The following is a 22628-nucleotide window of genomic DNA, read 5'->3' as shown; positions in this document are numbered from 1 at the left end:
CGAAGTTCTCAGGCGTTGATACGGCCATTTAACGTCCTTATAGCATTATTAGATATGTCAAATTGACATGACGCTATGAACAGTTATAAAGAATGAGAAGCGAAACATGTAAGCAGGTCTGACAGAAGGCGTCCTCTGACGATGGTTTAGGTCCATGCCTCGGTCCGGTACGCTCACGCTTCTAGTCTCCGATCTCGTCAACTCGACGGATCATTTACAGAACGCCGGCGATGAAACCGGGCAGAGTTTTTTTCGCGCCCACCACAAGCTCATAACGGACGCGATTAAAGCCTGCGCTGGCGAAGAGCTGCAGTGGCTCGGCGATGGCGTGCTTGCGGCCTTCGACTCCTCGGCGGACGCGGTGCGTTGTGCGATCAAGATCCAGCAGACGGCGCGCCGTCCCGTCGCGAACCTCAGGTTTGAAATCCGCATCGGGATCCATTGCGGCGAAGCCGTGCGCCAGGAGCAGGGATACTTCGGCACAGCGGTCGTCGTCGCGCGGCGCCTGTGCAACGAGGCCGACGCCGGCCAGATTCTCTGCAGTAAGCTGGTCGCGGAACTGCTCAGCTCGCGCGCCTTCAAGTTCCGCCCGCTCGGTCCTTTCAAGCTGAAGGGAATCAACGAACCGATCGAAGCATGCGAGACGCTCTACGAGCGCAACGATCCGATCGCGCTGCTCAATCGAACGCCCTTCGTTGGCCGCGCGCAGCAGCTCAAACGATTGCTTGCGAAGCTCGAGCTCGCCTGCAACAGCCACGGCGCGATCGTGATGCTTCAAGGCGAACCCGGTATCGGCAAGACGCGCCTCATCGAAGAGTTCTCTGACGTGGCGCGGCAGCATCGCACGATCGTCCTGCGCGGCGCGTGCTACGACGGCGAGTTCCAGCCGCCGTACGGTCCGTTCTCCGAGATAATCGCGGACTACGCGCGAATCGCGTCAGCCTCCGAACTGAAAGCTGTGCTACGCGACGGCGCGTCCGCGATGGTGCGTATCGCGCCCTCGCTGCGCCGCCATCTCGGCGATATTCCCGAGCCACAGGGCGCGCTCGACAGAGAGGAAGAGCGCTTCCGGCTCCTGGACGTCGTCGCGCAGACATTGATCGCAGTGTCGCAAAGCTCACCGCTGGTTCTCATTCTCGACGATTTGCACTGGGCCGACCGCGGCACGGCGGCAATGCTGAGTCACGTCGCGCATGTCGTTTCGTCAAATCCGATTCTGATGATCGGCGCGTATCGAGATGCCGAGGTTGACGAACGCCATCCGCTGGCGCCGGTTCTTGCCAGTGTGAGGCGCCTGCCCAACTTTGAGAATATTGCGCTCCAGGGTCTGGCGGGTGGCGAAGTTGGTGAATTGCTCAATATCGTCGGCGACCAGGATGCACCAGCGGAACTCATCAACGCGATCAGCTCCGAGACTAGCGGCAATCCCTTCTTCATCCGCGAGCTCCTGATGCATCTGGTTGAGGAAGGTAAAATATTGAGTGATGGGCAGCAGTGGGAGGCCAAGCTCGATATCGAGTCGCTCGGGATTCCAGACGGCGTCCGTGAGATCGTCGAGCGGCGCGTGCAGCGGCTGTCTGACGACGCGCGAAATTTGCTCAGCGTCGGCGCGGCTTTCAAAGGTGAGTTCTCATTTGATGTGGCCGCGGTGGTCGCCAACCTCGACGAAGCAACCGCCCTCAACGCGTTGGACGAAGCGCTGAAAGCGCAGCTACTGCGCGCGGGCGCCGGCACTGACAAGTTCGACTTCAGCCACGCTCTTATTCGTCACACCCTTTATTCCGTGCTGAATCCGGTCCGGCGCGTTCGACTGCATCGCTCGATCGCCGAAACGATGGAGCAGCACTGGGGCGAGCGCGCCGCCGAGCATGCCGCGGAAGTTGCGTACCATTTCTGGCGCAGCGCATCCGCCTCAGGACGTGCGGACCGTGGCGTCGACTATTCGATCGCGGCCGCCAACAACGCGGAAGCCGCGTGCGCCTATGACGAAGTCGTTGCCTTCCTGCGCATCGCGCTCGAACTGGTCGCGCCGCGCGATCCGCGGCGGACCGATCTGCTCGCTCGCCTGGGCCTCGCTCTCGCGTGGACGCTCAACGGCGATGGCGCTTATGACACCGCGATGTTGGCGAGCGAGCAGATCGCCGCAAGCGAGGGCGACCATGCCGCCGCGGCTTATCTCGACAGCGTTGTCCAGGAGCTCTCTGCGCCGGGACTTACCCGGCATTCCTGGCGACTCGCACGCGAAGGCCTGCGGTTGATCGGCGATCGCCGCGACATGGTCTGGGCGCGGCTGCGCGAGATCGATCTCGCGCGCGAAGAAGCCGAAGACGCCAACAACCCCGGGATCCGCGTCGATTCGCAAGGTCAACGCGAATGGCGCGCCGTTCTGACGACCCTGCCCCGCGAAACGGTCGGGATTCATCGCGCCGATACGCGCTACGATTCGCGGCTCGAAATCATCAACGACAGGAATCCCAACGCCCTATCGCTGCTGCTGCTGGCCGGCGAGTATAAGCGCGCATTGCCGATCTGGCAAAAGGATGCCGGCGACGCGGAGAGCCGCGGCCGTATCGGATGGGCCGTCACCGCGCTCGGCAACGTTGCCTGCGCTCAGATCGCTCTCGGTGACTTCGAGGCCGCGCGAGCGACGATGACACGCGGTCAACTGCTGGTTGCGCGTGTGAGCAATTCACCGTCGGGGCCGAAGTACAATCTGAATCTAATCAGTGCGCATCATGATCTGAGAGTCGCGACCGACGAGGGCTGGGAGCAGTTGCTGCAGGATCCGGGCGGCATGGACGTGCTCAATAGTCCGAAACCCGAAGACAACTGGGCGTTCGCGATGATTCGCGCTTGCGGCGCTTACTTCTTCTCGCGCATCAGCCAGGAGGCGATGGCGCTTGAATGGATCGCGAGCTTAAGAAATGCCTTCGAACGCGGCGCGCCGTGGGAACCGACTTATACGGCCGTCGTATGCGATGCGGCCGCCGCGCTGTGGTCGCTCAATCGTCCGGAATCAGCCTCGATCATCGAACGCTGTATCCTGAACAAGGTTCTCGCGCCTGATTTTCGCTATCCGATGCGCGACAGCCGCCTCTCGCTGGCAAGACTGTGCGCTCTGCAGAAGCGGTACGACGAAGCGCGCGAATGGTTCGCCAAAGCGCGCGGGGTGCTCGACGAACAGGGGGCGCGTCCGCTGCGTGCGCTGGCGGACTACGATGAAGCCACGATGTATTTGCGACGCGGCGTTAACGGTGACGGGCGCAGTGCGCTGTCGCTGCTCGAGGACGCACGCGATCAATTCCGCTCGATCGGCATGACGGGATGGCTGCACCGCGCTGACAACACGCTCGCGCAGGCGATCGCGGCCTAGCCGTCGGCGCTCACTTTACTTTTTGCAGAAAATCCTTACGTATGGTTCAGTCGGTCCAGGTCTCGCGACGGAACCGTCGATTTGTTGACACATAGTTGAGCTAAGGAGCTCCGACCCGATGCAGCTTAAGAAATTTGCGATGACAACGTCCATGGTCCTTTCGATGCTGGCATCCTCGGGACTGGCCTACGCGGCTTGCGGTCCCAACCCTGGCGTGCCCGGAGGGTGCGCCGCTAAACCCAACCCGTTCAACCTGATCCTGTGCGGACGCTACAGCCTGAGCTTCTCGGCGGCCGGCGTGCCGGTCGGACAAATCGGCGGTTCGGGAGCTATCACCGCCGACTGCAGGGGTAACCTTGTCAGCGGCGCCGAGACGATTACCGATCTTGCGGGCGATGTGTGTCCCGGCAAGCTCGCCGGAATATATTCGATGAATTCCGACGGCACCGGAACCGCCAATCTTTCCTTCATTCCATCGAGCGCCTCGCTCGCCTGTCCGATCGTGGATTTCACGGAGGCCCTCGCCGTTGGGCAGAATGGCGCCATCGTGAAGGCGGTGAACACCAGCGGCGCCGAAGTCACGACCCAGGAGGAGTGGGTAAGGCAATAGCTGAGCGCGCAGTTCCCTTCTCGTCTGCAGATCGGTAAACATTTGGCTCACCGCGGCTCAGCGCGGCGTTTCAAATGGACCGATTGTCTACGAATCGCGTGTCGCTATCACAGTCTCGCGCGAGATTTCGCGCAGGATTCTTCGCAGTTCTGATCGTCGCTCTGGGAATTTCGACGATCCTCGGCGGCGAGGAGGCTTTGGCGCAAGGAGCGCCGCCGCAGATTGCCGCGAGCTCGCCGTTTCAGCCCAATGCCTCACAGCCGGTCGATCCGAAACTGGTCGGCGTCTGGGAAGCCGCAGTGCCCTCGCCGCAGGGCAACGTGATTCACATGCGCGCGCAGATCAATGCCAACGGCACGTTTAAGACCACGTTCCCCGGATCGTCGCCGGTGCCGATCTTCGGCTCCTATGCCGCGCTGCATGGAGTATGGCTCTGGATGACGGCGACGGGCGCATCCGACAGCGGTTCGTACAACTTCACGACCCCGGACCAGGTTACGATGATAGGCAGATATGGCCCGCCGGTAACATGGCAGCGCGTGAGTCACTAATAATCATCAGCTCCTGCGACAAAAGCGCTCCGCGAGTTCGCCGCTTTCAAGTGAGATACATCGTGTTTCTGGCAATCGTGCTTGCGCTTCTGCCGAACGGCAGCGCGCAGGCCGCGACTTCCGCCTTCGTCTCACCGGAACTGCTGAATACTCACGCGATCTTTGCACCTTCATGCTCGAAGATCATCTATTCGTCCAACAAGGATGGCCCGATTCGCCCCTTCGTCATCGATATGAGCGATGCGAAGCGGCCGCAGGTTTCTGCCACGAGGATAACCGGGCAGCGCAGCTTCATCGCCCAATCGCTGGCTCCGGATTGCCGAACGCTGGCCCTCGTTTCCGATCAGGGCGGAGCGGGCGTCTTCGCGGTCTTTCTATATGATTTGAAATTGAAGCAACTCCGCGAGCTTTCGAGCACGACAGGACCAGACGAAGGCGACCCCGTCTTCGCACCTTCGGGACAGCTCCTTGCCTATCTATCTGGCGCGCGGCTGGCGCTGTTCGATTATGCTCAGTCGAAACCCATAAGTGTTCCGTCTTCAGCCTCCCGGTTTCGATCGGTCGCGTGGGCCGATGACGGCCGCAGTGTTTTCATGGAGGATGAGCGCTTCGATATCTGGCAATACGATATTCAGCCGCAACAGTTCCGAAGAATATGGCGAGCGCCCAAAGAGGGATTCTTTCGGCGGATGTTATCGGAAAAGCAAGGGCATCTGCTCTTCACCTCCGATCATGAAAGCAGCTTCAGGCAGATTTATAGTCTCGATCTCAAAAGTGGAGATACTAAGCGCATCTATCCGAGCGATCATGATCAATTCTCGCCGCTTGCATTGGGTAACAAAGAATATACTTTCCGCTCAGATTTCGATGAGAATTTCATCGCTTTCAAACTGGCGGGCGGCGAAAGCCAAGCCAGGTCGCCACTTACGGGAGTCACATACGATTTCTCACTCGATTTCGGCCCTCCACTGTTGTTTTATGCGAGTGACGAACATCCGCTAGGCTTTTTCTGGTTTGAAGGTAAGGACCTGAAGCCTTTACTCACTTCTCGCGTGAATTTCCATCAGCCTCCCGCTATTCCGATTAAGAATTCGCGCGGGATGACGAATTTTCTTTACCTTCCCGGCAAAGAGCCGAAAGCATTGCTCATTTGGCTGCACGGCGGACCTCATGAGCAGGTCTCGCCCCGCTACGATCTCTACTTTGATTTCCTGCTCCACCACGACATAGCCGTCTATGCGATTAATTACCCGGGCTCGACCGGCATCGGAAGTGACTATTCGCTAAGTAACCTTTCCGACGACGCTCAGGCGATACCGATCCAGGTCCACGCCGTTCAAGAAGATATTCGCGAACTCGATCGCGTCAGACCAATCCACGTTCCACGGATTATCGTCGGAGTCTCTTACGGTTCGATCGTGGCGCATCGTGTTGCCGCGGCGAATCCGGAGTTTCAAAACCTGATCGACTTCTCGGGAATCGCGGACCTGACAACCGTTCCGGAACCCGCGAATGTGCCATCGGTGCTGTTCATTTATGGCATCAACGACGAGTTCTCCCGGGCACCCGCCCGACTCGCCCTGCTCGACCGTTACCAGCACAGTTCCAGGTTGTCGAAGCTCGTCCTGCCCGACGAAGGCCATTACATCGGCAGACGCGACAGCATCGATTTGATCCTACGAGCAATCGAGAAGTTTCTACGAACGCCTGAGAAAAGCGCGCAGGCCCGCTGACGCGAGGATGCACGGCTTGACATCGGCCGCGGTGCGAGTTATTTAACCAACAGGTTATTTAACGTAGAGGTTTTCCACCGCCGCCGAGGAGGTCATGTCATGAGCCAGCATCAGGTCGTCTCTCGCGAAGAATGGATCGCAGCGCGCAAGGCTTTGCTCGCCAGGGAAAAGCAGATGTCGCAGGCGTTCGACGAGCTCAACGCCGAGCGCCGCAGCATGCCGTGGGTCAGGATCGACAAGGAGTATGTCTTCGATACGCCGCAGGGCAAGAAAACTCTCTCGCAGCTCTTCGACGGCCGCAGCCAGCTCATCGTGTATCACTTCATGTTCGGGCCCGATGCGAAGGAAGGATGCGTCGGATGCTCGTTCTTCAGCGATCACGTTGATGGCGCGAACCAGCACATCTCCCATCACGACGTGAAGTTCATAGCCGTGTCGCGTGGGCCGCTCGCCTCGCTCGAGGCCTACAAGAAGCGGATGGGATGGAAATTTGACTGGGTGTCATCGGCCGGCAGCGACTTCAACTATGACTTCAACGTTACCTTCACCAAGGAAGCGATGGCGAAGGGCGAGGTTTATTACAACTACGAAATGACCAAGGCAACGACCGAGGACCTGCACGGCATCAGCGTTTTCTACAAAGACGATTCCGGCGCGATCTTCCAGACCTATTCGTCATACGGGCGCGGTGACGAGCGCGCACTCGGCGCGTACATGTTCCTCGACATCACGCCCAAGGGCCGCAACGAGACCGGGCCTAACAAGAACCTTACCGATTGGGTACGCCGCCACGATACTTATTCGAACGGAGCCAAGTGATGAGTGCGTGCTGCGGAATCTCCGACGCCGAAGCGCAGGCGAGCATTCCGCCGTCGTCACGCGTGCGTGCAACACTCGGATGGATCGTGCCGACAGGAATGCTCGCGCTGATTCCGAAATGCCCCGCCTGCATCGCGGCCTACGTCGCCATTTGCAGCGGTTTCGGGATCTCGATTTCGACTGCCAGCATGATGCGCACATTTCTCATTGCCGCTTGCGTCGTATCGATCGTCTACTTCGCGACACGGCAGTTCAGTCGCATGCGCGGATCATCGAGGTGATCGCAGCGAACTTCGCGCAATACTGGAATTTCGAACAGTGATAAGGTGGGCGCCCTCGCGGGCGCCCACTGTTGGTTACTTCCTGGTGAAGACGAAGTGATCGCCCATCTTCGCCTGCACGTCTTCCATGTGCGTGCAGTACTTGTTGAAGCCGCCGTTGTAGTTGCCGTCCTGGCGGCGCTGGAACTCACCCTCGAAGTTGTAATAACCGGGAGTGCATTCCTGGTTGCGGCTGGTCTTGCCGCGATTGTTGATGACTTCCTGCACCCACCATTCCTCGGACTCCGGCTTCACGTCGATCGTGTCGTAGCCGTTGCGCCGCGTGTAGTCGATACACGCGGCGATATGATCACCCTGCGCCTGCAGCATGTCGGTGAGGTTGAACTGGAACGACGCCTGGTAGCCGCCCATGATGAACAGGTTCGGGTAACCCTGCGAGTGGATCCCGACCATCGTGCGGATGCCCTCGGCGTATTTCTCATTCAGCTCGCGCCCGCCCACGCCTTTGATCTGATTGTAGATGCCGGTCTTTTGCACTTCGAAGCCGGTCGCGTAAATCAGCAGGTCGAGCTTGTATTCCTTGCCCTCGAACACCGGGCCGTTTTCAGTGATCTCGTTGATGCCCTTGCCGTGGGTGTCGATGAGATGCACGGTCGGCAGGTTATAGGTCGGCAGGTAATCGTTGTCGAAGCACGGCCGCTTGCACATGAACATGTACCATGGCTTGAGCGATTCCGCCGTCGCCTTGTCCTTGACGATCTCCTCGATACGCTTGTGGATGCGCATCATGTAATCGATGTTGGCGTTTTCCTGCTTGCGGATTTTTTCTTCGCGCGAAATTTCGGTCTGCTCGACCCGCGGTTCCATCCGCCGCGCTTCAAGCCGCGCGCGCTCGCGCCGTTTCGCCTGCCATCCGGGCTGCAACTTCTTCGCCCACTCCTCGTCGGTAGGCCAATCGTCCTTGACGTCGATTGATGATGGTGTGCGCTGAAAGACGTAGAGCTCCTTGGCATTCGCACCGAGCCCGCCGATCGCCTGCACGGCAGTCGCGCCGGTACCGATAATTCCCACGACCTTGTCGTGGAGTTTCTCAAGATTCGCGCCGCAGTAGTCGTAGTCCCAGCGCGAAGTGTGGAAGGAATGGCCCTTGAACTTTTCCATTCCGTTGATCTTTGAGAGCTTGGGCTTGGAGAGCGTGCCGTTCGCGCAGATCACGAACTTCGCCTTCATGTGATCGCCGCGATCGGTCTCGACATGCCACAGCTTCTCGGCTTCATCCCACACCGTCGACGTGACGGTGGTCTGGAACACGGCGAGATCGTACAGGTTGTAGCGCTTCGCGATCATCTGGCAGTAGCCGAAGATCTCGGGCGCCTTGGCGTAGTGCCGCGTCGGCACGTAGCCGGTCTCGTCGAGCAGCGGCAGGTAGTCATACGCGACGACGTCGCAGGCCGCGCCGGGATAGCGATTCCAGTACCAGGTGCCGCCGACGTCGCCGCCGCGCTCCACGATACGGATACTCTCGACGCCGCGCTCGCGCAGCCGCGCCGAGGTCAGCAGCGCCGAGAATCCGCCACCGATGAAAAGGCATTCGACGGTATCGTTGATCGGCGCGCGCGGCTCGATTTCGCCGCTATACGGATCGATCTCGTAGCGCGAGAACTCGCCCGACAGATCGGAGGTGAACTGCCTGGTTCCCTCGGGGCGATAGCCGAGCCGCAGATCGCGTTCCTCGGCGAACTTCTTCTTGATTTCTTCGTAATACTCTTGCGGATGGCGCTCGCGGGCCGGAGCACCCATGCTCGCGAGGAGCGGCTTATCGGGGGCGTTGCTGCTCACATTGCACCTCTTTTAATTTCGGCTTCTCGGGGAAGTCCGAATTTCTCTCATGCAAACCGTAATAGTAGTAGCCCGCAGTTTGCAAACGCGCTACTCGGCGTAGATTCTCCGTATGACTCCCAACGATTCCTGACGAAAGGCATTAAATCGAGCATGAGATTGAAAGCATCGCTCGCAGCAGCGCTTCTACTGATACTTCCCGCCGCCGCTCGCGCTGGTTCCTGGCCCGATACTCCCCTCGCCCGGGTCGAGGCAGTCGCGGTTTTGCAGACCCTCAATGCGACACTGCTCAGCCATCCGAGCGCAACGGTGACGCTCGAGAACTGGTGCAAGGAGCATCAACTTGCATCCGAGCCGCGAATCGTCGCGCGCCATGTGGCTGTAATCGACAAGCCGATCACGGCAAAGCAGCGCCAGGAGCTGGCGATCGGCCCTGACGAACCGGTGCGCTATCGGCACGTCGAGCTCGCATGCGGTTCGCGAGTGCTCTCCATCGCTGACAACTGGTACGTGCCGTCCCGCCTCACGCCGGAAATGAATCACGTACTCGAAACCACCGACATGCCCTTCGGCAAAGTCGTCGCTCCGCTGCACTTCACCAGGCACACGCTCGAAGCCGAGCTTCTGTGGTCGCCGCTACCCGCGGGATGGGAAATGAGCAAGCTGCCGCCGCCGGGCAATTCGCCGATTCAGATTCCCGACGAGCTGCTGCGTCATCGCGCCATCCTCTCGCGCGCGGACGGCAAACCGTTCAGCGAAGTAATCGAGACTTACAGCGGAGCGATGCTGGATTTTATGCCCCCGCATTAACTGGAAGTAGGATTGGCATATGACCCAGTTAGCAATTAAAATCGGCCGCTCGGAGCCCTTGAGATGAGAATCGCGAGCGCGGCGCTCTCAATTCTGACCGCGCTCATATTGATGTGCGCCGCCGGATGCAGCCCCAGCGGCCAGGTGTGCAATAGCGGCGAGACATACGGCAGGTCTCCTGCGCTGCCGGCGCAGACGTGTGACGACTATTACGCGCAACTGCACGCCGAGTGGGCAAACAGGCAATAGTCTCGATTCAAGCCGCGGCTGAAGGCGCACCTTCGGCCTTCAGCACTCTGCTATCTGAGAGTTGGCGGATCTACCTCCAGGTGACGCATGAAGGCCACCGCCGTCGCCGGCAATGCTCCGGTTGGCACCGCCCAGTGAAAGGTTCGCGCGACGGTGAGATCGGCCAGCGGAACTATCACGAGCCGGCCGTGGGCGAGCTCCTCCTGGATACTCCAGCGCGAGACGAACGCGACGCCCAGCCCCGCAGCCACGGCGGCCTTTATTCCCTCCGTGCTGCCGATCACTATTTCGTGCGCGAGCTTTCGCGCATTCACGCCCGCCATGCGCAACGCGCGTTCGGTGACGGCACGGGTTCCCGAGCCAGCTTCGCGCCAGATGATCGGCAACCCAACGACATCAAGCGCGACGCGAACCGATTTCGCTATTCGAAAGATCTCCGGCGCTCGCGAGCTCTCACCCCTGATCAGCACGAGTTCATCCTCGACCATGGGCTTCAGACTGACCTGCGGCGCACGTGCGAGGCCTTCGACCAGGCCCAGCGGACAGGCTCCATCGCGCACGTGGCGCAGAACTTCTTCGGTGTTGCCCACGATGATCTCAAGGTCGATACGCTGGTTGGCGCGACGGAAGGCTGCCAACGACGCCGGCAGCACGTACGACGCGATGGTCGTGCTGGCCGCTATCCTCAACTGTCCTGAAGGGTGGGTGATCCCGGTCACGGCGGATTCCGCTTCCGCAGTAAGACGGGCGATCTCTCGCGCGTACTCATAAAGGCGCACGCCCCTCGCCGTCAGACGCATCCCTTGAACCGAGCGAATAAATAGCGGCGCTCCCAGGCCGTCTTCGAGTCGCTTGATTTGAGCCGTGACCGCGGGCTGCGACAGATGCAGCGCATCGGCCGCGCCAGACACGGTTTTCCGGTCGGCCACCGCCAAAAACGCAGCGAGCAGTCCTGGCTCTATTTTACCGGCAGCGTAGTTCACGATTCGTCAGCTTCTTCTGATCTCATTATCAGTAATCCTGATGGCTCATCCAATAATATGATTTGAATGTCTGATGCCATCGCTCGACCATGAAGGCAGAGGAACAGCGCGATGACGACGAATGGCCCGGACTCCAGCGCATCCAGCAATAGCTCTATCATCAGCCGCCGCGACCTGCTGAAGACTGCAGGCCTGCTCGGCGCGGCAGGAATTTTTCTGGGGCGCGGGACGACAGCATTTGCATCGAATCTCGTCGACCTGCCCTTTGCCAACGGCGAGCGGAGCCTGGCGCGTTTCCCGCAAAAGAGCGATCTGATCCTTCTCCGGACGCGCCCTCCTCTGCTCGAGACGCCCTTCGATCGGTTCGACAAAGGAGTCTTCACCTCCAACGAGGATTTCTACGTGCGCTGGCATCTGCCGGCGATCCCGACCTCGATCGACGTCAGCACGTACAAGTTGCGGATCGACGGGCACGTAAAGCGGCCCATCGAACTGTCACTCGGCGACGTTCTCAATCGTTTCAATCCGGTGCAGATGGCCGCGGTTAACCAATGCTCCGGCAACAGCCGCGGATTCTTCGCGCCGCGCGTGCCCGGCGGACAATGGGGTAACGGCGCGATGGGCAACGCGCTTTGGCGCGGCGTCGCGCTCAAGGAGATCCTCAACCACGCTGGCATTCAACCTGGCGCGGTTCAGGTCCGCTTCGGCGGTCTCGATGAGGGCGAAATGCCGCAGACTCCGCACTTCCTCAAATCGCTGGATATCGAGCACGCGATGAACGGCGAAGTGATGATCGCGTACGAAATGAACGGGGCGCCGTTGCCGATGCTGAACGGCTTTCCCCTGCGGCTCGTCGTGCCGGGCTGGTACGCGACCTACTGGGTCAAGATGCTGAGTCATATCGAGGTGCTCGATCGGCCCGACACTAACTACTGGATGAAGACCGCGTACCTGATACCCGATACGCCCGGCGCCAATATGCATCCGGGTCAAAAGAACGTCACGATGGTTCCGATCAATCGGATGGTGCCGCGCTCTTTCATTACGAATCTGCGCAACGGCGCCGTCGTCCCCCTGCGTCAACGCACAATCGTCCGCGGCATCGCCTTCGGCGGCGATACCGGACTCGGGAGCGTGATGTTCTCATCCGACGGCGGTCAGCATTGGTCCAGCGCGACGATGGGACCCGACCGCGGCAAGTATGGATTCCGCCAGTGGGAATTTGCTTTCGATCCCGCAAGTCCGGGCGAATTCACACTGATGGCGAAGGCGATCAACAGCGACGGCGTCGCGCAGCCGCTCGCGCCCAACTGGAACCCCGGCGGCTTCATGCGCAACGTCGTCGAGTCGGTCCGAGTTCGCGCCGCAGGAGCTTAGCCAATGAATCGGCATACTCGATACGCCGCGCTGTTAGTGGCGGTGATTACTATCCTCGGATCAGATGCGATGGTTCGGCAGGCGCAGGCAGGAGCGCCAGGCTCGGTGGGTGGCCATGGAGTCGAACTGCACTCAGAGTCGATCACGTTGCCGCTCGGCGATCAGACCTTTGGCAAAAGCGCTGGGGCAGAAGGGCTAGTGAGCACGCGCTGCCTGCTGTGTCACTCCCAGGAGATGATCGACACGCAACCACTGCTGACCAAAGACGCATGGCGCGCCGAGATCAAGAAAATGCAGTCGACTTACGGCTGCCCGATTCGCGACGACGAAGTCCAGGGTCTGGTCGATTTCGTCTCGCAGCGCAACGCATCGGAGCAACAGCGCTGACGCGCATCTCATCCGGGCGCATTCCGCTGTGCCGCACCGGATGCGGCGAGGCGGCGATGGCCCGCGATCAGATCGATCGCTTCGATTAGTACGGCGAACGCCATCGCCGAGTAGATGTAGCCCTTCGGGATGTGGAAGCCCACGGAATCGGCGACGAGGCTCATGCCAATCATCAGGAGAAAGCCGAGCGCGAGAGTCTTCACGGACGGATGGCGATTTACAAAGTCCGCGATCGTGCCCGCCACCGCCAGCATGATCACGATCGCAACCACGACCGCCACCACCATGACCCAAATCTGATCGACCGTCCCCACCGCGGTAATCACGCTATCGATCGAAAATACGACATCGAGCAGCACTATTTGCGTGATCACGCTTCTGAAGCTGATCACCGCGCCGGCTCGCGGAGCCTGGTTGCCGGGGGCGCCTTCGACCTGTTCGTGAATTCCATGCACCGCCTTGTAGAGGAGGAACAATCCGCCAACGAACAGAATCAGATCGCGGCCAGAGAAACCTCGGCCAAGTACGAAAAAGAGCGGCTGCGTAAGCTCGGTGATTGCGTCGATCGTCGCGAGCAGCACTATTCGTGCGACCAATGCGAGCGTCAATCCGATCCGCCGCGCGCGCACGCGTTGTTCGAGCGGCAAACGGTCGGCCAGGATCGCTATAAAAACGAGATTGTCGATGCCGAGAACGATCTCGAGAACGATAAGCAGCAGCAGGCTGCCGGCGACTTCAACCACGCGCGCTATCCTGCCACGCGCTCCGCCTCAGCCACAATTACGCAGCTGCGAATTCCGCTACGCGATCCGCGCCAGCGTTTCGGGACGCGGCCGCAATTCCCGGATCCCGCGTCCCAGCCTGCGACGTAACAACAATCGCAGCGCCACGCCGTCAGCGTAGCCGACCTTCGCGGCTATCTCGTCGACGCCATCCGAGGTCACCTTGAGCAGATGGACCGCGCGCTCGACCCGAAGATCCTGAAAATACGAGAGCGGAGACTTGCCCAATACCTTTTGCATCCGCCGCGCGAGCGTGCGCGTGCTGGTCGCCGTGGCGCGCGCGGCCGCATCGAGCGAGAAACCGTGTGCAAGACGCCGCCGCGCCCACCGCTCGAAGCGCTCAACCACCGGATCCGCATTGGCGAGATGACTCGGGATTATGTAGGCAGCTTGCGATGGCCGCGTGTCAACGATGAGATATCTCGCGGTCAACGCTGCCAGCTCAGGGCTGACGCGGCGGATGAGCCATAGCGCCATGTCGAGATGGCTGAGCGCAGCACCTGCCGTGACGAACTGACCTGAGCTCACGATGATCCGCGATTCATCGATCCGGACCTTGGGGTAACGACGCCTGAATAGCGGCGCGAGCCACCACGTCGTGGTCGCTTCCTGGTCGTCGAGTAAACCCGATTCGCCGAGCACGAAGGTTCCGATACAAGCCGCGGCAATGCGGACTTTCTTTGCCGCCCAGTGGCGCAACATCTCGGTCGCTTCGCAGACCTCAGCCCGTGCCAGCGCCGGCTCGAGCGTGTCGGGAGTTTTGAATCCGAGCGCAGGCACGATCACGAGATCCGGCGTCGCCCGTTCCGGGGCGGGAACGACCGGCACGGTCAATCCTTGCGCAGTTTTGATTTTGCGCCGGACGCCAACGATGCTCAGGTCGAACCGCAGCGACGCGATTCCCGACATTTCGGCAAGCTCGTTAGCCGTGACGAACGCATCGGTAACAGTAGCGAGGCCGGTATCGAACACATCGTTGAGCGCGAGAACAAATACCTTCATGGCGAAAACATATCGATTGTTGTCAATATCGCCAATAGACGAAATGCCTCATCGCCACTACTTTCCCGGTCGTACGATCGAATCATCCGCGGATGCGCGGACGGCAGGAACAATCAATGCAAGCGGTTCAAATCATCGGAAGCTTTCTTTCACCATACGTCCGGAAGGTCCTCGTTGTGATGGATCTGAAAGAGATTCCCTACGAGATCGATCCGATCGTCCCGTTTTTCGGTGATGATCGATTTTCAGAGCTGAGTCCCCTGCGGCGGATACCGGTGCTGATCGATGATCGAGTCACGCTGCCCGACTCCTCGGTCATCTGCCAGTACCTGGAAGATCGCTACCCGGAGCCGCGCCTCTATCCGTCCGGCATTGCCGACCGCGCACGCGGGCGATGGTTCGAGGAATACGCCGACTCAAGAATGGGCGAGGTGTTCATCTGGCAACTGTTTAACGAGGTCGCGATCAAGCCCGCGGTATGGGGCGAACGCACTGATGACGTCGCAGTGGCAAAGACGCTCGACGATGACATTCCGAAAGTCCTTGACTACCTCGAGTTACATGCTCCGATCGACTCTTTCATCTTCGGCGACGTGTCGATCGCCGATATCAGCATCGCATGCTTCTTTCGCAACGCCGCCTTCGCACGTTTTCGAATCGACGCGGCGCGATGGCCTCTGACCGCGGCGTATATCGACCGCGTACTGAAGCTCGACAGCTTCGAGAAACTGAAACCGATCGAAGATCGCCTCGTTCGCACGCCGCTTCCGCAGACGCGCACCGTGCTCGCGGAAATGGGCGTTCCCCTAACGAGGGAAACTTACGGGACCTCTTCGCCGCGAAGAGGCTTGATGCGTATTGATTGAAGGGGGCCACCAAAGATTCCTCGGCTTCGATCGGGATGAGGGATTGGACCATTCACTTGTTTTACAAAATCGTCAGTGCGGAAAACCGGCCGCGCTACATCAGATATGCAACTGTTCCCAGGCTTGTTCGCCGCGATCGAAGCGATCGCGGCTCAGCGCGGTCGCGTCGAGCGCGCCGTATTTGTCGGTCGCGATCAGCTCTGCCAGCGCCTGGCCGGCGCCGTAGGATTGCATCACGCCGCGGCCGCTGAATGAGTGCGCTTCATAAACCCTCGCCGCGGCGCGCCCGACGATCGCGCTGCGATCGGGGCTCACCTCGTACAGCCCGGCCCATCCCGTGACGTGCCGCAGCCGTTCCATACAGCTCATTCGCGCGTAAAGCCGCGGCCAGATCTCGTTCATGAAAAATGGCTCGCCGTCGTAGTTGAAGTGATAGCCCGGTGGCTCATCCTCGGGCGAATAGCCGGCCAGGATGTGCACGCCCTCGTTGTGGAAATACACGCCCGAGGTATCGACGATCATCCCGTGGTTGCCGAGATTTGTCATCCGATTGTCAACGAGGCAGATCTGCCGCCGGATCGGCGTGCTGAAGTTGCGCATTCCCAGCTCGCGCAGAACGGCTGGCGCCCATGCGCCGCTGGTCAGCACGATCGAGTCGGCATTCAGCTCGAAGAGGCGCCCTGTCTCCGCCTCGCCGGGGCCATCCTGCGTCATGATACGCGCGAGACCCTCGTCGGTGAGCGGCTCATCGGATTGCCAGCATTCGAGCCGCACGCCCGACGCGCCGGCCTCGATCGCGAGGACATAGACGCGGTCGATAAACTGCGCACCGCGCGCCAGCGCGCGATGCCGATAGTGCTCCTTCAGCAGGTTGGGATTGATGAGTCCGTCGCTCGGCGAAAACGTCGCGCCCGCGATTCCTTCGAGCTTATCGATTTCGGCAACGCGCTGATTCACCTGGGCCGCCGTCAGCGTTTCGATCGGATGGCCGAGGCCGCGCTGCATCGGGACATGATCGAGGGCCTGCGGCCACGTTTCGGCGTCGTAGAGCCACAGGTAGCCCTTCTGCCGGAAGCCAACTTCGTCGCGCACGCGCTCGTAATATTCGATCGACGCGCGGCAGAGCGTGACGTTAACTGGCTGCCACCACGTAGCGCGCACGCCGCCGGCGTTTTTCTCGCTCGAGCTGAGCCGCCCGCTGAGATCGATATCGACCGTGAGCGTCCTGAGCCCCCGCTCCGACAGCGCCATCGCAAGCGAACTGCCGACGATACCGGCGCCGATCATGATCACGTCGAATTTCTCGTGCGGGTCCACGTAATCGAGTCTAGCAAAACCGCATCTCACAACCTCTTGTCTCGTGTGGCCGATGACTGCCAAGTTTAAAATTCGATGTGTACGCTTGCTATCTACTTTCAGGCGACTGCCGACTATCCCGTGGTGATAGCGGCAAATCGCGACGAGTTTCTAAATCGCCCCGCCGACAATCCGACGACGCTCTTCATCAGTCCGCATATCGTCGGAGGCAAGGACCTCCAAGCCGGAGGCACCTGGCTCGGGATGAACGAGTATGGCCTCGTGGCCGGGCTCCTCAACCGGCGCGCGGAGAACGGCGCCAACGAGCAGGCGCGCTCACGGGGGCTGCTGACGTTCGACGCGCTCAAGCGCGCGTGCGCGGCCGAGGCGACGGCATTCGCCTCGCGCGAGCAGGCCTCGAACTACAATCCCTTCAATCTTCTGTTGGCGTCGCGCGAGGCGGCGTTCGTTGCTTACAACCGCGTGGGCGCGGCGGCGATTGAGATCGTATCTCTGCATCCCGGACTGCACCTGCTTTCCAACCTCGACGTGAACGATCTCGAATGTCCGAAGATCAGCGCCTCGCACGCGAAGTTCGCTGCCCTCGGCGAATCCGAAGCGTTTCGCCGCGACCCGCTCTCGTGCCGCAAGGAACTCGCCGCCCTGCTCGCCGATCACAATACGCAACTCGATCCGCGCAGCGGCCGTCCCAACGCGCTATGCCTTCATCTCGACAACTACGGCACGCGATGCTCGAGCATGATTTTCATCGGCAAGGAGCCGGGCAACGTTCATCACTTTTTCGCGCCCGGGCCGCCGTGCCGCACTGACTACGCGCCCGCGATTGTGCCGGCTCAGTCTTCGGCTTCGAAATAGGCGGTCGCGGCGGCGATCACGAAGCAGGCAATTGCGATCATCGCGCAGGCGAGGAAAATCGACGCGAGGAACGGCGGCTCGATGACGAAGAACAGGATTCCGCCCGAGACCAAGGCCAGGATCGCCGCGATCACCGCGACGTAGAGACACACCTTGCGCAATTGCGCCATTGAAAAATGCCGCCCTTGACGGCGGCCTTACCCCTACTATACGCCCGTTATTCATTCCATCTGGGGAACCCTATCTGATGACCTTGTACAAAAGGACTCTGGCCGTGGTGATCGCGCTCACGATTTTCGCCGCGGCGCCGCGCTCGCGCGCGCAGCAACTCGGACAATCGGGGCTCACCTGGCAGCAGCGTTTCCTCGGCATCATCCCGCTCATCAAACCCGATCCGAAAGATCCCGTCGTCGTCACGGTCAATGGCACGGCAATCACGGCGGCTGAGATCGGCGACTTCGCGAAGACCGAGGCCTCGATGATCAACGCCACCTCAACCGAAGAGAACAAGGCGGTCTGGAAAGATGCGACCGAGAACCTGATCAATCGGACGTTGCTCTACGAGGAGGCGCAGCGCCGCAAGATCGCGGTTTCGGACGGCGAAGCGGCGCAGCGCGCGCGCGAGTTCCAGGTCGAAAGTCCGGGCGGGGAAAGCGTCGCACAGGGCAACGCACCCGATCCGCAACTGCTCGACGGCGTGCGCGAATCGATGATGATCGAGAAGATGCTCGATACCGATTTCAGTGCCCAGCACGCGCAACCTACGGAGCAAGAGATCGCGCAGTACTACGATCAGCACAAGGACCTGTTCATCAAGGATCCGGGCGCGGTGCGAATCGCGCATATCGCGGTGAAGCTGCCGCCCAACGCGACCGACGCGCAAAAGAAGGCAGCCTATGAGAAGATCATGAAACTCTACGCCCAGGCGCAGAAGACCAAGGACTTCGGCGCGTTGGCCAAGAAGGTCTCCGAGGACACCGAAACCGCCCCCAAGGGCGGCGATCTCGGCACCTTCCGCCCGGGACAATTGCCGCCCGTGGTGGACAAGCTGGTGTTCTCGACCCCGGTCGGGCAGATCTCGCAGGTAATTGAATCGAACCTGGGCTACAGCTTCATCAAGGTAATCTCGCGCCAGGGCGAGACCTACGCGCCGCTCAGCGAAGTGAAAGCCAAGATCGCGATCATGCTGCTCGACTACAAGGAAGAGGACCTGGTCAAAGCGCTGGTCCGCAACCTGCAAAAGTCGGCCAAGATCGATTTCAGGAATCCACCCAACGCCCCCGCCGGCACTTGATGGACGCGTCGAAAGTCGATGCGCTGATTCGATCGATCAATCATGCGCGAGACGTCGAATACACCCTCGTCGAGCGGGCCAACTCCGGCGAATCGGGCGCATGGATCATCGTCGATCCGGCGGAACGCCGGTTCATTCTGAAGGCCGGCAGCGGCGTCGAATTCCGGCCGAAAGTTGCTGCGGACATCACAAAGACGTTGCGCAGCCTCGATTATCCGGCACCTCAATATGAGCTAATCGGCTCGTTCGAGGAGGATCGCTACGCGATCCAGGAGTTGATGCCCGGAGCGCGTCTGCTTGACAGGGAGTTGACGCCGCAAATCATAAGCCGTCTGGTCGAGCTCACTCGCATCCAGCGCGGCCGCTCGGATTCTCCCAACGCTCAGTGGAAAGCCGAGCTGAAGCGCTCACTGACGGAAGGGTTCCAAGACTACTGCCGCCTCGACGCGCTGCGCGAGGACTCTCCGGACTTCCTGCAGTTTCTACAAGGGATTGTGGAGGCGAACCTCGATGCGCCGCATCCCGCAAACGACATCGTTCACTGGGACTTTCACCAAGGCAATATCCTTGTAGAAGGCAATCGCGTGACCGGCGTGGTCGATTGGGACGGCGTGCGGACGGGCGACGCGTCTTTCGATCTCGCGACCCTGCTCTTCTACCTCTATCCGCATCCTGAAGTGAGAAAGCCGTTTCACGACGAGGCGTTAGCACATTCGAGCCGCGGCGCGTTTCAGATTTACCTGGCGCATATGATCATTCGTCAGCTCGACTGGTCGATTCGTAACCATCCGCCGCCGACACTCGCCTATTTTCGCGGGATCGCCGACGGCATCGTGCGTGACTTTCTGTCTTAGCGCGTCAGAGAGTTATCGGAACACTCAAATCGAACCGAACAGCCGCTTCAATTTCGGCGAATCCAAAATCTCCCGCTTTGCGAACACGATTAGCGTCGAGCGACTGTTGGGACTGTCTTCGACGACAAACCCTATCTTCTTCGCGATTGCTATCATGCGCGGGTTGGACTTCTGAATATTGGCCTTGATTGTCCTGAATTTCCGCGGCTTCAGATCGATCAAAAGATTGGACAAAAGAAGTTTGAAAGCCGGTCCACCTCGGTGGGTGGCCTCGATTTGAATCGATGAAATGTACAGGTCTTGAAGGTCGGTTAAATCATCGCAGTAGTCCGCGTATCCGACGACTTCTTGCGCCTTTGTAACGACAATCATTCGATTCGACGGGTGGAACAAGGTAACTCTTCGCCGATCCTCCGGGAAAGCACGCCCGACCGCGCTAAGAATTGCCTCCATGTTCTTTCGGTCTAGAGCGATGATTTTTTCCGCTAGAGGACTGCCCTTAAGCGATTCACCCTTAACAAGCAGAATTGAATAGCTCGCGGTTTCGCTCATCGGGTCATTTTATCGAACGCGCAGCGCCGAACATCATCCGGTCGAGCGGCGCCATGCGATAATCTCGGCGGCGGCCGATGCGGCGGCAAGACCCTTGTTGAATTTGTCCTTGCCTGCGCGCTCGAGAGCGTGACGGAGCTCGAGCACGGGCAGGATCTCGACAATGATCGGAATGTCGATTTCGACGCTAAGCCGCGCGAGACCGCTGAATATCTCCCGGGTGATCATTTCAAAATGGAAGGTGTCGCCTTTCAGGATGACGCCCAGGCAGATGATTGCATCGAAGCGTTGGCCCACCTTACGGACGAGATGATGCACGGCAAATGGCAGCTCGAACGCGCCGGGCAGCCTATGCTCGGACACCGATGAGCAGCCGGCGTTCGCCAGACCGGTTCGGCACGCATCCGCAAGAGATTCGACAATCTCCGGATACCAGCGTGACTTGAGGATCGCGATCTTCGCGCCCTCAATCCGGGGGATTTTCGTCTCGTCGATGCCCTGCTGCATCACCCGCACCTCGCGCAAAGCCGCTGCGATCCTCCCGCGCCCCACGCCCGATCGGGATCACAACAAGCTCGCGTGACAGCTCCGTTCGAGCGTATCTCGCGCAGTTCTCGCCGACGGCATCGTGCATGACCATCTGTCGTAGCGCGGTCGTCAGCGCGCCGCGACCGAGCCCACATCGCTTTGCTGCTCAGCATTGCCCTTCCTGGCATCGAGGATCGCATGCTTGCGCATCCCCCAGAATATCGCGAACGCGCGATCGGCCGGGTAGAGCTTGAAGCGCGAGAAATCGCCCGGCGCATCGGTCTGCGAGAGCAACACCTGCCGATCCTGCAAGACGAAAATCGCGCGGTCGTAGCGCGCTGCGATTTTTCCCATCATGCCGCCCAGCCAGCCGTCGTTGGTCGTGCTGCGATAGCGCGCGTACAACCAGGTGTGCGTTTCGTCGACGGGGGTCAGAAAGTAGTTGACGTAGAATCCGCCGAAGTCAATCAGCGCGATCGCGGGGAGCGTGAATTTCGCCTTGATCGCTCGGTCGCGCCGCAGCCTGCTCGGCGTCTCGTAGCGCATCGTCGCCGAGAACGAGAGGATCCCACTATCGGCAGTCACTTCCATCTCATCCATCCGCGTGCCGATTCCCGGAAGCATCGCCTTGTGAAGAATGGGGAAGTGATGAAAGTCGAGCAGGTTTTCGGCGATCCGAAGGTACGGCACATTCAGCGTATAAGTATATTCCGCGGCGCCGACGCCGGGTTCGCTCGCGCCGGGAATCCACGGCACCTCGCGCGATGGCTCGCCTTCGCCGCGCCACTGCCAGACGATCCCGTGCTCTTCGCGGACTGAAATCAAGGACAGATCGAATCCCGCGGGCACTGCCGCGCCCACGCCATTCGCCGGGATCAGCACGCACTTGCCGTCGGCGTTGAAACGCAGTCCGTGGTACGGACATTCCAGGCACCCCGCGCGAATCTTGCCCGGACTGAGAGCGGCCGCGCGATGAGAGCATCGATCGGGAAAGGCAACAACGCGGCCGGCGGCGACTCGCCACAGCACTAGCGACTGTCCGAAGCGCATCACGCCAAGCGGCTTGCGCTGAACGACGCTCGAACTGGCCGCGATCGGATACCACCCCGGCACGTGCTGACTTTCAGTTGGCGAATCGTGTTCAGGCGAACGGTCGTGGCTCATGACTTCTTCTCCCCGGCGCGGCGGCGCGGCAGCATTCCGTTGATCGTCATTCGTACGCTCTCGGCGATCTCCGCGCGCATCGTTTCGAGCGACAGGTCCTCGCGGGTCGCAAACGCGATCGTCCAGGTAAGGCAGATCCCATAGAAAAGTCCCGCCGCCCGCGGCGAATCGAGATTCGCGTCGATCGATCCCTGCTTCTTGAGATAGTCGAGCATCGTCGTCAGTTGCGCGATCAGCCGCATATCGAGCGCGAACAGGCGCGCGCCCATATCCGGCGACGCAATCGCGGCAACGAACAGCTCGCGCCACAGCCGCCGCTCACCGGCAGTGATGCTCTGCACCATCACCTCGGTCAGCGCCGCGATCGCCTCGACGGGATCGTCGGGAGGATCGGCGAGAATA

Annotated in this window: 24 protein-coding genes; 14 read left to right on the top strand and 10 right to left on the bottom strand. The window is 60.3% G+C overall.

The annotated features are described in order from the left end of the window. Positions 1–154 precede the first annotated feature (154 nt). From VMA09_12540 to VMA09_12515, 6 genes are all read left to right on the top strand, one after another. Positions 155–3373: an AAA family ATPase gene (locus tag VMA09_12540; GenBank protein ID HUA34429.1), complete on the top strand. Its 3219-nt coding sequence runs from the start codon at positions 155–157 to the stop codon at positions 3371–3373. Between the two features lie 118 nt (positions 3374–3491). Continuing rightward, positions 3492–3983, top strand: coding sequence for a hypothetical protein (locus tag VMA09_12535; protein HUA34428.1), 492 nt, complete (start codon positions 3492–3494; stop codon positions 3981–3983). 74 nt (positions 3984–4057) lie between these two features. Continuing rightward, the gene (locus tag VMA09_12530; protein HUA34427.1) at positions 4058–4534 is read left to right on the top strand and encodes a hypothetical protein; all 477 of its coding nucleotides are present in this window, start codon (positions 4058–4060) and stop codon (positions 4532–4534) included. Positions 4535–4767: 233 nt separating this feature from the next. Next, positions 4768–6267, top strand: a complete 1500-nt coding sequence (locus VMA09_12525) for an alpha/beta fold hydrolase (GenBank protein HUA34426.1) — start codon at positions 4768–4770, stop codon at positions 6265–6267. A gap of 99 nt (positions 6268–6366) precedes the next feature. Further along, complete coding sequence (locus VMA09_12520; protein ID HUA34425.1) at positions 6367–7086, top strand: thioredoxin family protein; 720 nt, start codon at positions 6367–6369, stop codon at positions 7084–7086. Then, complete coding sequence (locus VMA09_12515; GenBank protein HUA34424.1) at positions 7086–7367, top strand: hypothetical protein; 282 nt, start codon at positions 7086–7088, stop codon at positions 7365–7367. Before VMA09_12520 ends, VMA09_12515 begins: the two co-directional genes overlap by 1 nt. A gap of 75 nt (positions 7368–7442) precedes the next feature. Here VMA09_12515 and VMA09_12510 read toward each other — a convergent pair whose 3' ends face one another. Beyond that, on the bottom strand, positions 7443–9206 hold the full coding sequence (locus tag VMA09_12510) for an NAD(P)/FAD-dependent oxidoreductase (protein HUA34423.1): 1764 nt from the start codon (positions 9204–9206) through the stop codon (positions 7443–7445). Positions 9207–9359: 153 nt separating this feature from the next. Here VMA09_12510 and VMA09_12505 point away from each other — a divergent pair, with 153 nt between their 5' ends. Together VMA09_12505 and VMA09_12500 are read left to right on the top strand one after the other, a co-directional pair. Continuing rightward, positions 9360–10016 carry a hypothetical protein gene (locus VMA09_12505; GenBank protein HUA34422.1) on the top strand — a complete coding sequence of 219 codons (657 nt, stop codon included), beginning with the start codon at positions 9360–9362 and terminating at the stop codon, positions 10014–10016. A gap of 63 nt (positions 10017–10079) precedes the next feature. Then, the gene (locus tag VMA09_12500; GenBank protein HUA34421.1) at positions 10080–10265 is read left to right on the top strand and encodes a hypothetical protein; all 186 of its coding nucleotides are present in this window, start codon (positions 10080–10082) and stop codon (positions 10263–10265) included. Between the two features lie 50 nt (positions 10266–10315). On the opposite strand, the gene VMA09_12495 is transcribed toward VMA09_12500, so the two are convergent. Continuing rightward, positions 10316–11248 carry a LysR family transcriptional regulator gene (locus VMA09_12495; protein HUA34420.1) on the bottom strand — a complete coding sequence of 311 codons (933 nt, stop codon included), beginning with the start codon at positions 11246–11248 and terminating at the stop codon, positions 10316–10318. 111 nt (positions 11249–11359) lie between these two features. Here VMA09_12495 and VMA09_12490 point away from each other — a divergent pair, with 111 nt between their 5' ends. Together VMA09_12490 and VMA09_12485 are read left to right on the top strand one after the other, a co-directional pair. Further along, positions 11360–12625: a molybdopterin-dependent oxidoreductase gene (locus tag VMA09_12490; protein HUA34419.1), complete on the top strand. Its 1266-nt coding sequence runs from the start codon at positions 11360–11362 to the stop codon at positions 12623–12625. Between the two features lie 69 nt (positions 12626–12694). Continuing rightward, positions 12695–13012 (top strand): hypothetical protein, encoded by a 318-nt coding sequence (locus VMA09_12485; GenBank protein HUA34418.1) that lies wholly within the window; start codon positions 12695–12697, stop codon positions 13010–13012. A gap of 8 nt (positions 13013–13020) precedes the next feature. On the opposite strand, the gene VMA09_12480 is transcribed toward VMA09_12485, so the two are convergent. Together VMA09_12480 and VMA09_12475 are read right to left on the bottom strand one after the other, a co-directional pair. Continuing rightward, complete coding sequence (locus VMA09_12480; protein ID HUA34417.1) at positions 13021–13755, bottom strand: TerC family protein; 735 nt, start codon at positions 13753–13755, stop codon at positions 13021–13023. 57 nt (positions 13756–13812) lie between these two features. Continuing rightward, the gene (locus VMA09_12475; GenBank protein HUA34416.1) at positions 13813–14796 is read right to left on the bottom strand and encodes a helix-turn-helix domain-containing protein; all 984 of its coding nucleotides are present in this window, start codon (positions 14794–14796) and stop codon (positions 13813–13815) included. A gap of 92 nt (positions 14797–14888) precedes the next feature. Here VMA09_12475 and VMA09_12470 point away from each other — a divergent pair, with 92 nt between their 5' ends. Continuing rightward, on the top strand, positions 14889–15662 hold the full coding sequence (locus VMA09_12470) for a glutathione S-transferase family protein (GenBank protein HUA34415.1): 774 nt from the start codon (positions 14889–14891) through the stop codon (positions 15660–15662). Between the two features lie 99 nt (positions 15663–15761). Here VMA09_12470 and VMA09_12465 read toward each other — a convergent pair whose 3' ends face one another. Beyond that, positions 15762–16979, bottom strand: a complete 1218-nt coding sequence (locus VMA09_12465; protein ID HUA34414.1) for an FAD-dependent oxidoreductase — start codon at positions 16977–16979, stop codon at positions 15762–15764. Positions 16980–17054: 75 nt separating this feature from the next. Between VMA09_12465 and VMA09_12460 the strand changes: the two genes are divergently transcribed. Next, complete coding sequence (locus VMA09_12460) at positions 17055–17834, top strand: NRDE family protein (protein ID HUA34413.1); 780 nt, start codon at positions 17055–17057, stop codon at positions 17832–17834. Here VMA09_12460 and VMA09_12455 read toward each other — a convergent pair. Beyond that, positions 17813–18004, bottom strand: coding sequence for a hypothetical protein (locus VMA09_12455; GenBank protein ID HUA34412.1), 192 nt, complete (start codon positions 18002–18004; stop codon positions 17813–17815). The genes VMA09_12460 and VMA09_12455 overlap by 22 nt on opposite strands. A 77-nt stretch (positions 18005–18081) precedes the next feature. On the opposite strand from VMA09_12455, the gene VMA09_12450 reads away from it, so the two are divergent. Together VMA09_12450 and VMA09_12445 are read left to right on the top strand one after the other, a co-directional pair. Further along, positions 18082–19128, top strand: a complete 1047-nt coding sequence (locus VMA09_12450) for a peptidylprolyl isomerase (GenBank protein ID HUA34411.1) — start codon at positions 18082–18084, stop codon at positions 19126–19128. Continuing rightward, a complete protein-coding gene (locus VMA09_12445; protein ID HUA34410.1) occupies positions 19128–19982 on the top strand; it encodes an aminoglycoside phosphotransferase family protein in 855 nt (284 codons plus the stop codon). Before VMA09_12450 ends, VMA09_12445 begins: the two co-directional genes overlap by 1 nt. Positions 19983–20006: 24 nt before the next feature. Here the strand turns inward: VMA09_12445 and VMA09_12440 are convergent, their stop codons facing one another. From VMA09_12440 to VMA09_12425, 4 genes are all read right to left on the bottom strand, one after another. Further along, the gene (locus VMA09_12440; GenBank protein ID HUA34409.1) at positions 20007–20534 is read right to left on the bottom strand and encodes a GNAT family N-acetyltransferase; all 528 of its coding nucleotides are present in this window, start codon (positions 20532–20534) and stop codon (positions 20007–20009) included. A 33-nt stretch (positions 20535–20567) separates the two neighbouring features. Then, the gene (gene ribH, locus VMA09_12435; GenBank protein ID HUA34408.1) at positions 20568–21041 is read right to left on the bottom strand and encodes a 6,7-dimethyl-8-ribityllumazine synthase; all 474 of its coding nucleotides are present in this window, start codon (positions 21039–21041) and stop codon (positions 20568–20570) included. 150 nt (positions 21042–21191) lie between these two features. Next, on the bottom strand, positions 21192–22226 hold the full coding sequence (locus VMA09_12430) for an aromatic ring-hydroxylating dioxygenase subunit alpha (GenBank protein ID HUA34407.1): 1035 nt from the start codon (positions 22224–22226) through the stop codon (positions 21192–21194). Then, positions 22223–22628 (bottom strand): TetR/AcrR family transcriptional regulator C-terminal domain-containing protein (locus tag VMA09_12425; GenBank protein HUA34406.1); only part of this gene is annotated, 406 nt, incomplete at its 5' end. The genes VMA09_12425 and VMA09_12430, both read right to left, overlap by 4 nt.

The organism is Candidatus Binataceae bacterium (genome assembly GCA_035508495.1).
Lineage (GTDB): Bacteria > Desulfobacterota > Binatia > Binatales > Binataceae > JASHPB01.
This window is presented reverse-complemented; position numbering and strand designations above follow the sequence as displayed.